The organism is Clostridium sp. AM33-3 (assembly GCF_003480315.1).
GTDB lineage: Bacteria > Bacillota > Clostridia > Lachnospirales > Lachnospiraceae > Brotaphodocola.
Genome location: NZ_QUIV01000012.1, coordinates 78782 through 90394 on the forward strand (window position 1 = coordinate 78782; position 11613 = coordinate 90394).

Consider the following 11613-nt stretch of genomic DNA (forward strand, 5'->3'; position numbering starts at 1 on the left):
CGTACTTGGAGAGGTCGTGATCCTGCATCAGAGCACAATGAGGGAACTGGCGCCGCTTTTTGCGGCAGCACTTATGCTGTGTGTGGCTGCTGTATGTGCAGACCGGCGCAGACAGGTGTTTTGGGGCAGGAGCCTGGGAGTCAGGCTTCTGCCCTTTATGATTATTTTGGGGCTGGTGCGGGGACTTTGCGAGGAACAGACTGTGCTTGCGGAGCAGGGCCTGCTGCTGGAAGAGTCTGGTACTTATGCGGTCGGGACGGTCTGCGGAATCACAGAAAAGGAAAGCAGGACGGTGCTGCTGCTTAAGAACGTGCAGACTGAGAAGGGAAAGCTCAGATATCTGCAAGTGTATGCGGAACGGTCAGAAAAGGAGTATCCGTCGGAGAAGAGAGACAGCCGGGCAGCAGACCGTCTGCAGCAGCCGGAACAGAATGGATTCCGGATCGGTGAAGTGGTCCGGGTCTGGGGCGAGTTTGCGCCGTTTCAGACGGCTTCCAATCCGGGCGAGTTTGACTATGCCGCATATTACCGGGGGCAGAAGCTGGTCTGGCGGGTATTTGCGCGGACAGTACAGAGGATAGATGGAAATGGACTCAGAATCTTGTATGCGCCGGCCAATATAATCCGGCATTTTCGTGCCTGGGCAGCAGAACGTTTGAAGCTTCTGGCCGGAGAGACGGATGGCAGCATCTTTGCAGCCATGCTTCTCGGAGATCGAAACGGCATGCCGGAAGAAATCCGGGAACTCTATCAGAAAAATGGGATTGCCCATCTTCTGGCGGTGAGCGGTGTTAAGACTCTAAAGTTGGATATCCCCCTAGTGCCTGAAACCCGCATAAACTGGGCATTTGTGCCACTACATATCGCTATAATTTACATTCTAAAACTGTGCTTAGACGAGGGAATTATTCCCCGTTGTCGTTTCCCTTGTTCAAGGGGGTATCTCGCAAAATGTATAAATTGGCAAAAGAAGCAATAATTCAGCGTAAGTTTAATTTTATGGCAGAAGTCTAAAAAATGGCAAAAGGAGAAGATGAATATGACATATAAAAAATATAGAGAAATGAAGGTTTATGAAGCAAGTGGATATCAGTACAAACGAACACCAAGTATTGTACTGAAAGGAAAGTGGCTTTCAGAGTTGGGATTTGATATAGGAGAGCAAATTGAGGTGAAGTGCGAAGATGGACGACTGATCATAACAAAGGCAAATGAATACATAGTTGAGAATGAATTTGTATGATATAATAGTAAGGGTGATTGCTATGGATAATTTGACCAAAGAGCAAAGGCATAAGAATATGGTAAATATAAAAGGGAAAAATACATCTATTGAGGTATGCCTATGCAAAGCATTGTGGAATAAAGGTATTCGGTATAGAAAAAATTATAATAAGTTGCCCGGAAAACCAGATATTGCTATTACAAAATACAAAATTGCAGTATTTTGTGATAGTGAATTTTTTCATGGAAAAGACTGGGAGGTACTGAAACCTAGGCTAGAAGCGGGAAATAATGCAGAATACTGGGTCCCCAAAATATCAAGAAACCGTGAGCGTGATGAAGAAGTGAATAAGGAGTTGCTGTTTTTGGGTTGGACGGTGATTAGATTTTGGGGAAAGGAGATAAAAAAGAATACGGATGAGTGCGTAAAAGTTATAGAGGAGGCTATATTTGATATAAAGATGGAGTCGGATATTGATTGAATTTTTCTGTGAAAAGTGTATGATGCTGAACCTTGACCGTCTTTGTTAAAGCTGCTAAAATTAATATAATTATGTGTACTAAGGAAGTGAAAAAGTGGCGACAAGGGGAAAAGTTATAAGTGTATATCTTATAGATGGAGAAGCTAATGGAAAAATAAAAGCAAAAATATCCAATTGGAATGGAATCGCATATAAAATTCCAAGGAGGCTCTTAGCAGAGTGTAAAGAATTGGAGGCTTTCAGACAGAGCGGTGTATACTTCCTTTTTGGAAATAATATGGTCTATGTGGGACAGGCTGAAGTCAGGAAAAATGGGAAAGGTATCCATCAAAGAATTCTTGATCATGAGACAGATAAATATAAGGATTGTTGGGATGAAGTAGTAATTTTTACGAGACAGGATAATTCTTTGGGAAGAACAGATATTTCCTATTTAGAAAATCGCTTTTATAATAAAGCATTGGCAGCGGGGCGGTTTCAAGTTCAAAATGGAAATGAGCCTACAATTGGAACTGTAACAGAAGAAAAAGAAAGCGAATTAGAGGAATACATAGATCAGGCGGAGTTAGTATTAGGAGCATTGGGGTATAAAGTATTTGAACCTAAAGCGGTAGAGAAAAAATCACCTGAAGATGTAAAGGAAGAGGGTGACAAGATACAGATACCTGATTTACCAAAAGATGTTGTTGGTGTAGGTGACTTCATCTTTCAATCTATTTTAAATCTTGAAAATGCGGGGTATGTTTTTTCGGACGAACAAATGAAAATTTTATTAGATCCCCAAGCATGTAATAGTAAAGACTTATTTAATTTGCAGAATGCGGGTGTGGCTTTTTTTAAGTTATATGATGAAAATGAAGAAAAACCACATTATGTAAATGGAAGACAACGATATTATACACCCAAGAAAGCAATTTTTGAATTTGGCAAATATAGAGTCTTGCTCACGAAAGAATGGTATGATAAATATAAGCACCGAGACTTATTTGTAAAATGGTATAATTCTTTGCAGAATAAATGCACTATCAATTGATAGTGCATTTTGCTTTTCTATACATGAAAATCTAGTTCATAGTTTCCGGCATTTGTTAGTGTAAAAGTTACATAATCACGGCCGTAATTTACTAAATCGGTATAGGTTATCGGAACTCGGCCGCCGACATTAAGCCTCTTTCTGAGGTATTCGCCAAGAACAATTCCGGCGCCAGAAGATGTTAATTGTTTCGGATATTCTCTAAAAGGATCACCCGGTTTTCTATTTGAGGGAGTCGGGCGTTTGGGACCGTTTCCTTCAAAATGCATTTGCATCGATGTTCCGTCATCCCATAAAACATCAATTGCACTTTGGCGTCTTGTTATTTTCCCACCAGTTCCAGAGCCAATTGTTCCTTGGAAGGGAATTAAAGTTGGATAATTATCAATTATAAAACTACGAATAGGTATGCATGCTTCAGCATATTGGCTTGTTTTGGAATGGTGATTTGATCCCAACCCCCAATTTAATCCGTCAGCAGGATGAACTTTAGGTATACCATTATCCATGTAATATAATGGTATATTTGCAGAAAATGGATTGCCAGAGAATTTGTTCCAACTTTCAGGCTGGGAAATTTTATGCTTGGTTTTTGGGGACATTATTTTGCTAGATACTCCGGGCACTATTGAAGGATTATCAAAGTGAACGGAAGTTTTTTGTATTTCATTAGCGTAAGAGTCCAAGGCTAAAATATCAGCCGTATCGGTAACGTCCATAAGAATTTCGCTATATGGGGTTGTATCAAGCGCGGAACCTGAGCAATTAGCAGATCCAATTAATATGTTTCTTATATTGCCATTCTTTTTGAAAATATAACATTTTGTATGTACATGGTAGGCAAATGGTATATTAATAGTTAAATTAGAGTATTTGCTTTCAAGTTTCTGAAAATAGGTATAATTAGCAGCAGAGATACCATTTCTCAAATACATTCCATAATAAAACGTAAGAGGAATTCCTGTTTGTGCTAGTATATCAAGAATATCTACAGAGAAAAAACCACTTATTATAATTATCTCATCGCTTTTTTTAGCATTATTTAGTACTAATTGTTTTAGGTTATTTGATGAAACAGCCATACTGAACCTCCTTTTTATCTATAATATCATACATAAAGGATAAAAGATACATTTATATTGAAAATGTAAAAATATAGAAATTGAAATATTTTATTTCCCCGTTGATAAATTTTCTTTCACCCTTTATAATAAATAAGACGCTGTTTGGCTTAGATATGGAGGTGCATGATGGAAGTAAGCTATAATAAATTATGGAAATTAATGATAGATAAAGGTATGCCACACAGAAGTGATCTTAGAACATTAACAGGTATTGGCACAAATACACTTGCGAAACTGAGTAAGAACCAACAGGTAAGTATGGATGTATTACTCAAAATATGTAACAAATTGGATTGTGATATATCAGACATTTGTGAATTTATAAAAGAGGAATAATGGAGGAATTTTTAGATGAACGCAATTGACTTATTTGCTGGATGTGGAGGACTTTCAAAAGGTTTCATGGATGCCGGATATAAGATTCTTGTGGGAGTTGATAACGATCAGGCAGCATTAAATACATTTGCAAAGAATCATAATGGAGCAATTGCATTAAATGCAGATTTGTCTAAACAAGAGACTTTTGATGAAATTAAGAGGATTGCGGGGAAACAGACGATAGATGTGATTATAGCAGGACCACCTTGTCAGGGATTTTCATTAACGGGACCAAGAAATTTTGATGATGAAAGAAATAAATTGTATTTAGCAGTTATTGAAATGGTAAAACAGTATCAGCCTAAAGCATTTATTATTGAAAATGTTCCGGGAATGGCTACCTTATATGAAGGGCAAATAAAGGATGAGATTTTACGAAGATTTAAAAAGATGGGATATAATATAGAATGCAAAATCCTTTGTGCAGCTGACTACGGTGTACCACAAATTAGAAAAAGGTTGATTTTTATGGGAATTAGGAAGGATATAGGCAAACCTAAATTTCCAGAAGTAAAACTCACGCCGGATAGTTATATTACGTGCCGTGCGGCAGTTAGCGATTTGCCTTCTTTACAGAATGATTTAGGAGCAGAGGAAGCTGAATATACACAAGAACCTCAAACAGAATATCAAAGATTAATGAGAGGAAAATGTACGGTATTACACAACCATTTGGGAACAAATCATACACAAATGGTAAAAGATACAATAGCCCTTGTCCCAGAAGGCGGAAATTATAAGGATCTTCCAGAGGGATGGGGAGAAAGCAGAAAATTCCATATGGCGTGGACTAGATTAAATGGTAATGCGCCTGCGAGAACAGTTGACACTGGGCATAGAAATTTATTTCATTACGAATACAACAGAGTCCCTACTGTGCGAGAAAGTGCGAGAATGCAATCTTTTCCTGATGATTTTGTTTTTACTGGAACGAAAACACAGCAAAGTAGACAGGTTGGAAATGCTGTTCCGCCTCTTTTGGGACAAGCATTAGGAGAGGCTTTATTAGCAATAATTCAGGAGAATGCTGACGATGATAAATAAGAAGATAAAATCCATAGATTTATTTGCGGGATGTGGCGGACTGATGGATGGATTTGAACAATCAGGCTACTATGATACTATAGCTGCTGTTGAATGGGAAAAAGCACCATGCAAAAATCTTGAGAATCGGCTGAAAAGTAAATGGAAGTATAAAGATGCTGATAAAAGAGTGCTTAGATTTGATATTCAGCGTACAGAGGATTTGTTTTTAGGTTGGAAGGATGATCCAGAGTATGGTTCATCAGTGGGGTTGGATAAACTGATAAATAATGCGGGGGGTATAGATGTTATTATTGGTGGTCCACCATGCCAAGCCTATTCCATTGCAGGACGTGTCAGAGACGAAAATGGGATGAAGGATGACTATCGCAATTATCTTTTTGAAAGTTATATAGCGGTATTGGAAAGATATAATCCTAAAGCCTTTATTTTTGAAAATGTTCCGGGTATTTTAAGTGCAAAACCGGGAGATCGACCTATTATTGAAATAATTAGAGAAAATTTCGATAAAGCAGGATATTGTCTATTACCAAATTTGAATGATGCAATTATTGATTTTACAGAGTATGGAGTGCCGCAGAATAGAAAGAGGATAATTATATTTGGCGTAAATAAAAATGTATTTGGTACAAATGCACAGCATGTGGTAGAAGAATTTTATAAAGATATTTTGCCTAAATATAAAGTTAAAAAGAAACAGACGGTGTATGATGCAATCGGTGATTTACCCAAATTATATCCAATGGAAAATGACCTGAAAGTAAATGGGGCAAGAACACGTCATACATTGCCGAATGAACCTATACCAAATCATATAGCAAGGTGGCAGAGTGATAGAGATATTGGCATCTTTAAATTGCTCACAGAGGATATAGAAACAGGGAAAAATGAATATACGTCTATAGCGGCGTTGAAAGAATTATATACGAAAATGACAGGAAAAGTATCTAATGTTCATAAATATCATGTTTTAAGATGGGATGAACCTAGTAATTTAATACCTGCACATTTGTATAAAGATGGATTGCGACATATCCATCCTGATTCTAAGCAGCAAAGAACGTTGACTGTTAGAGAGGCTGCCAGACTGCAGACATTTGCAGATGATTATATTTTTGAAGGTAGTAATATGGAGTTGTACAAAATGATTGGAAATGCAGTTCCACCTTTATTTGCAAAGTATTGTGCTAAAGCAGTAAATGAGATATTGTGCAAATATGAATAAAACTATGGAAGGAGGTCGGACATATGGCATATACAACGCAGCAGGCAATCGAAACACTGAATGGCTATTTAAATATTAGAGATGATCAAAAAAGCGTTATTGTAGATACTAAAAATAGAGGATATATTGTAGATTTAAATTCCGGTGAACAGGTAGTGATTTTTATATATCCATTAGTACACAAGCAGGATAATACAAAAAATTATTTTGATACAAGAGATAGTGGTGCATATGAACGAGGCGTGGCTTGGCGATATGCGATAGAAAACGGGTTGAAATACTTTTGCTTTGGCGTTAATGATCAGGTAGATAAATATAATGAGTATATATTTAGCTTAGAGTGTAACGAAACAATTATAGAAAAGATATCTGGAACAAAAAATGGAGCAAGAAATGGTCCGGGGAATCAGATAATTATTCCAAATGATTACATTCCATCAAAAGAATATGAAAGAATTAAGAATAGATTAGGAATATATATTTCTGTTATAAGAAAAAACTGCTTATACGAGTATTTAGAAATGTACGATAACAGACCGTATTTGCCGGAAGATTATGTGGAAGACACTGTGTCGGATGAATCGGAAAATCAGGAAGCGGAGGAGGCTTATATGCCATTAGTATTTAACACAGAACTAGAAACAAAATATGAAAGAAACCGCATTGTTTTTGGCGCTCCGGGTACTGGAAAGAGCTATGAATTGAAAGAGGAGTGTGAGGACTTGCTGAAGGACACAAATGGTTCTTATGAACGTGTTACATTCCATCCTGATTATTCATATTCACAGTTTGTCGGTACATATAAGCCTGTCATGGGAAGAGATGAAAAAATCAGATATGATTTTGTGCCGGGACCGTTCATGCGTGTTTATGTAGAAGCACTTAAGAGCGGAAGAACAGAAAATCCACAGCCGCATCTTCTGCTTATTGAAGAGATAAATCGAGCAAAAGTGGCAGCAGTATTTGGTGATGTATTCCAGTTGTTGGACAGAGATGATGACGGAGTCAGTGAATATGAAATTCAGGCATCAGAGGATATAAGAGAATATCTTGCAAAGCAACTTGGTGGAACTCCTGATAATTATCAGAAGATCCGAATTCCTAATAATATGTTTATCTGGTCTACAATGAACAGTGCTGATCAGGGTGTATTTCCGATGGACACTGCGTTTAAGAGAAGATGGAACTTTGAGTATCTTGGCATCAATGAAAACGAAGAAAAGATTTCTGGCATTGGAAAAATTGAACTTGCCGGAAGTGATGAGCCTATTGAATGGAATATCCTCCGCAGAGCTATTAATGCAAAAATGTCATCAGATCAGTTTAAAATTAATGAAGACAAGCTGATGGGACCATTCTTCCTTTCAAAGAAGGTAATTGCATCTGATGAGAATGGCATGATTATTGATACAAAAAAATTTGTAGATGCATTTAAGAGCAAGGTAATTATGTATCTGTATGAAGATGCAGTTAAACAGGGCAAGCACAGATTCTTTGATGGCTGTGATAACAGCAAATATTCATCTGTGTGTGATGCTTTTGATGAAATAGGAATGGGAATCTTCGGACCAAATTTCAAGGAAAACTTTTATGATAAACAAAAGGATGAGGCATAATGAAAGTTGTTTCACGGTATGTCAGGGAACAGAAGCGTTATACGAAAAATGACCTTAAAAGCAAGTTTTCCTTTGACGAAGACGGAGTAGAAAAATTTATAAAAAATCTCAAAGCCTATGGTGTCTTGAAGAGTGTAAAAAATACCGATGACCAGCTCGAAATGTCAGACCTTGTAGATGACGATGTGGAAATTACAGATGAAACGGCAGAGAGTGGTGACTGCCTGTATGTATTTACATATGTCGGAGTCATCACCTGTGGAAGCCGTGTCATAAAGGTTTATCCGAAGTATCTGCTGTCAAAGAAAGACGATAATGTTCTGGATGAGATGAAACAGGTTGTTAAAGTACTTGAGCGTTACAGCCGTTCTGAAGAGCAGATTATCAATGTTTTTAATGGTGATGGAGAGAACAGAAGTTTTAATATACTTGCGGTTATCCTGTTCCTCATTAATGACTATTATGAATATGGTATCTACACGAACAGTGAGGACATCATCGAAGTGAATGGAGAAGGAGAGATTCTCTGGGGAAAGACCATTGATGAGAGCTTTGCACTGATAGAGGATAATCGGCCGTATTATATGGAATTGTATACAGAGAAATCTGTAGAAGATGATATGGATTATTTCAAAAGACTTCATGAGTGTGTGCTTACGGAATGTTCTAAACAGCTTCATGCAGCCCAGTTGGATGAACTCTTTGATATGGACAGAATAGAATTGTCAGAAGAAACCTTGGAGGATTTTGGAGACAAGGAGTACATACTTGAAAGGATTGTCAAAGAGCTGAATCTGCAGTTTAATACGCACAGGCAGATACTTCTGAAAACACTGTATGCTTACATATCACAAGACAGAAAGATGCTTGATGAAAATGACGGTATCAGTATGTTTGGAACGACCGCATATCATGCAGTGTGGGAAAAAGCGTGTGCAGAAGTATTTGATAATAAACTGAATACCATGCTGTGCCAACTTAAAATGACAGTACCGCTTGCAGAGAAATATCAGGGCAAGAAGGAAAGGCGCCAGAAGCTGATTGATATTATAGAGAAACCAATATGGCAGGGAATTGATACAGAGGCAAAGGCGGCAGATACCCTGATACCTGATTTGATCAGCATACCATGTATAGATGGACAGGACTGGTTTATCATATTTGATGCAAAATATTATAATCTTCAGCTTGAAAAAGGAAAATCACTGCGTGGAAATCCGGGTGTCGGTGATGTGACAAAACAGTATCTGTATCAGTTGGCATACAGAGATTTTATTAATGTTCATCATATTGTAGAAGTGAGAAACTGTTTTCTTATGCCGACAGAAGGAAATGAAATTGTAGTAAAAGGTGTGGCAAAAATGCAGATGCTTGAAGCACTTGGTTTGAAAAATATACAAATCCGTCTGATTCCGGCTGTAAAACTATATGATTACTATCTGTCGGATGTGCACATGAATATTGATGAACTAAGGTTATAACGTAAAAATATAGAAGATTATTATTTGTGGCAGGGTTATATAATAATCCTGCCACAAATTGATTGGAGGTTTTTAGTGGCAGCAGGAAGAAATGTAGATTTTACACAAAAAGAAATGGAAGAAATGACAGGATTAGATAGGACAAGATTTAAACGAAATCTTGAAAAAGTGTGTGAAATGTATAAATTTGATATTAATAACTTTAAAAAAGAAAAAGATAATCCAAATAGTCATTTTACTTTTCCGCCAGAAATAGCAGAATTATTAGCCTTATTAGTGAGAAATTATGATATACATCCTAAAACCTTAGCAAATAAGGAAAAAGGATATAAGATAGTAAAGGCATCAGATGTTGCAGCATATAACAAAAAGATGCTGTCGGATATAGACGAGATGGAAGAAATATTTAAAAAGGCAATATATTGTCGTCCGGGGCATTATTCAGCGGCTAATATTGCATTCTGGTCGGACGAATTTATAAAACAATTAACATGGTTTATTATGAATTTATCTTCGTTAAAAGGGGAGAGTTTAGGGGATACTCTAGCTATGTTTACGAAAAAAATGGATGTTATGAATTATAATTTATATAGAGGCGAAAGCATCAGAAACCTTGCTATGGCTTCAAATGAAGAAAGTACCCCTCTATATTTACGAATGTCAGAGTTAGATAAAAAAATGAATCAGCAAAATCAAAGTATAGATGTTATTATTGCGGATATGATACAGGCGTTTTTGCCTGTTGTAAGACAAATCCGGGAAGAAAATTTTAGGGATTATGTGCCGCCATATGAATTTATTAACGCAAATCCAATACTAGGAATTCGAGTTGTAGAGGTTCCAGAGGGAGAGGAAGTGGAAGAAGACAAAGAACTATTAAGAACGCTTTATTATAGAACAGAAGTGGCCTGTTTAATTGATACATCTCCATTTGCACAAAATGAATATAATCTCGAACATTTATATAAAAAGAATTTAGAACGGAAAAGCATATTGGAAGGGATAAACGATGGATCATTTAAAGAGCCATATGAATTATCTAATTCAGAAAAAATAAAAAATCTGAAAGAAAATATACAGTGTTATGAAGCTGATTTACGTCAATGCAGGGAATTGTTGGAAGAGTTAGAACATGAAGAAGCTGATACAAAGGAGGATTTTTTAACAAAAAATATCAAGAAAGGATATCAACAGCATTGTAAGGATTTGGAAAAAAACTGCTCCCGATTGAATGAAACTGTAGATAAACTTGTCGGACAGGCGATGGAAGAAATTATGAAGTAAAATGTGCAACTTTTTTAATATCTGCACATTTAATGCAAGTGTATTCTCTTCAAATTATAATATAAAACATCAGAGGAGGCCGCCGATGAAATATTAAAATTTGGAGGAAATGGTAATGCTAGTAATAAATTTAGTGGATTATCTGTTTATATGGTCATAAGCATGAACAATCTGAGTGTTCAAAAAGAATATGATCTAGTTGACAAGAACAAATGTTCGATGCTATAATTGATTTATAATTTCGTTACCAATATTTTTGTTAAACAGACCATGTTCCGAAATGGAGGTGTGTCAGATGCAAAAGCAAGTTACTGTAGCACTACAGACTGTTTGTGACCTATCCATGCAGGATTATGTGGAATCAGAGCAATCTGTTGACGAGCAGAATAAAATCGCTGATAAGATAGCAGAATTAAGGGATTCGCTTAATCCACAGCAGAAGCAGTTACTGAATCAACTGCTTGACGATATTAATAACAGTGACAGCCGTTTTTCATATGAAGTCTTTACACAGGGCGTTTTATTCGGAATGTCACTGATAACAAATACAACTGTAGCCTAAAACATAGAAAGCACACATCGTTATCCCTTTGCGATGTGTGCTTTTTAATAATATGTAAATTAATCAAATGGAAGTTTTTGTGCGTCTTCAAGGAACTCTGGAGGGAGTATCCCAAAGTTTGTGTAAACCTCCAAACTGATGTAAGATAAAATTACTCAGT

12 protein-coding genes are annotated in these 11613 nt (G+C 36.8%); 11 read left to right on the forward strand and 1 reads right to left on the reverse strand.

Going from position 1 to position 11613, the window contains the following annotated elements; translation table 11 throughout:
• Window positions 1-16: 16 nt before the first annotated feature.
• From DW819_RS08945 to DW819_RS08960, 4 genes are all read left to right on the forward strand, one after another.
• Window positions 17-979 carry a ComEC/Rec2 family competence protein gene (locus DW819_RS08945; RefSeq protein ID WP_147353167.1) on the forward strand — a complete coding sequence of 321 codons (963 nt, stop codon included), beginning with the start codon at window positions 17-19 and terminating at the stop codon, window positions 977-979.
• 60 nt (window positions 980-1039) lie between these two features.
• Window positions 1040-1243 (forward strand): SymE family type I addiction module toxin, encoded by a 204-nt coding sequence (locus tag DW819_RS08950; protein ID WP_118732991.1) that lies wholly within the window; start codon window positions 1040-1042, stop codon window positions 1241-1243.
• A 22-nt stretch (window positions 1244-1265) separates the two neighbouring features.
• Window positions 1266-1706, forward strand: a complete 441-nt coding sequence (locus DW819_RS08955; RefSeq protein WP_118733007.1) for a very short patch repair endonuclease — start codon at window positions 1266-1268, stop codon at window positions 1704-1706.
• A gap of 94 nt (window positions 1707-1800) precedes the next feature.
• Window positions 1801-2739, forward strand: a complete 939-nt coding sequence (locus DW819_RS08960) for a GIY-YIG nuclease family protein (RefSeq protein ID WP_118732992.1) — start codon at window positions 1801-1803, stop codon at window positions 2737-2739.
• Between the two features lie 17 nt (window positions 2740-2756).
• Here DW819_RS08960 and DW819_RS08965 read toward each other — a convergent pair whose 3' ends face one another.
• Complete coding sequence (locus tag DW819_RS08965; RefSeq protein ID WP_118732993.1) at window positions 2757-3821, reverse strand: restriction endonuclease PLD domain-containing protein; 1065 nt, start codon at window positions 3819-3821, stop codon at window positions 2757-2759.
• A 168-nt stretch (window positions 3822-3989) separates the two neighbouring features.
• On the opposite strand from DW819_RS08965, the gene DW819_RS08970 reads away from it, so the two are divergent.
• The 7 genes from DW819_RS08970 (at window position 3990) to DW819_RS09000 (ending at window position 11453) form a co-directional block, all read left to right on the forward strand.
• The gene (locus DW819_RS08970) at window positions 3990-4199 is read left to right on the forward strand and encodes a helix-turn-helix transcriptional regulator (RefSeq protein ID WP_118732994.1); all 210 of its coding nucleotides are present in this window, start codon (window positions 3990-3992) and stop codon (window positions 4197-4199) included.
• Between the two features lie 15 nt (window positions 4200-4214).
• Window positions 4215-5285, forward strand: coding sequence for a DNA cytosine methyltransferase (locus DW819_RS08975; RefSeq protein ID WP_118732995.1), 1071 nt, complete (start codon window positions 4215-4217; stop codon window positions 5283-5285).
• Window positions 5275-6510, forward strand: a complete 1236-nt coding sequence (locus tag DW819_RS08980; protein WP_118732996.1) for a DNA cytosine methyltransferase — start codon at window positions 5275-5277, stop codon at window positions 6508-6510. The genes DW819_RS08975 and DW819_RS08980 overlap by 11 nt, the downstream gene beginning before the upstream one ends.
• A 23-nt stretch (window positions 6511-6533) precedes the next feature.
• A complete protein-coding gene (locus DW819_RS08985; RefSeq protein WP_118732997.1) occupies window positions 6534-8126 on the forward strand; it encodes an AAA family ATPase in 1593 nt (530 codons plus the stop codon).
• A complete protein-coding gene (locus DW819_RS08990) occupies window positions 8126-9607 on the forward strand; it encodes an LlaJI family restriction endonuclease (RefSeq protein ID WP_118732998.1) in 1482 nt (493 codons plus the stop codon). Before DW819_RS08985 ends, DW819_RS08990 begins: the two co-directional genes overlap by 1 nt.
• Before the next feature lie 75 nt (window positions 9608-9682).
• On the forward strand, window positions 9683-10891 hold the full coding sequence (locus tag DW819_RS08995; RefSeq protein WP_147353168.1) for a DUF6038 family protein: 1209 nt from the start codon (window positions 9683-9685) through the stop codon (window positions 10889-10891).
• 295 nt (window positions 10892-11186) lie between these two features.
• Window positions 11187-11453 carry a DUF6809 family protein gene (locus tag DW819_RS09000; RefSeq protein ID WP_118733000.1) on the forward strand — a complete coding sequence of 89 codons (267 nt, stop codon included), beginning with the start codon at window positions 11187-11189 and terminating at the stop codon, window positions 11451-11453.
• Window positions 11454-11613 lie beyond the last annotated feature (160 nt).

Coding starts and splice junctions, on each gene's coding strand:
- DW819_RS08965 (WP_118732993.1), bottom strand. CDS start 3,821: ATGGCTGTTTCATCAAATAACCTAAAACAATTAGTACTAAATAATGCT.
- DW819_RS08975 (WP_118732995.1), top strand. CDS start 4,215: ATGAACGCAATTGACTTATTTGCTGGATGTGGAGGACTTTCAAAAGGT.
- DW819_RS09000 (WP_118733000.1), top strand. CDS start 11,187: ATGCAAAAGCAAGTTACTGTAGCACTACAGACTGTTTGTGACCTATCC.
- DW819_RS08970 (WP_118732994.1), top strand. CDS start 3,990: ATGGAAGTAAGCTATAATAAATTATGGAAATTAATGATAGATAAAGGT.
- DW819_RS08985 (WP_118732997.1), top strand. CDS start 6,534: ATGGCATATACAACGCAGCAGGCAATCGAAACACTGAATGGCTATTTA.
- DW819_RS08980 (WP_118732996.1), top strand. CDS start 5,275: ATGATAAATAAGAAGATAAAATCCATAGATTTATTTGCGGGATGTGGC.
- DW819_RS08990 (WP_118732998.1), top strand. CDS start 8,126: ATGAAAGTTGTTTCACGGTATGTCAGGGAACAGAAGCGTTATACGAAA.
- DW819_RS08955 (WP_118733007.1), top strand. CDS start 1,266: ATGGATAATTTGACCAAAGAGCAAAGGCATAAGAATATGGTAAATATA.
- DW819_RS08950 (WP_118732991.1), top strand. CDS start 1,040: ATGACATATAAAAAATATAGAGAAATGAAGGTTTATGAAGCAAGTGGA.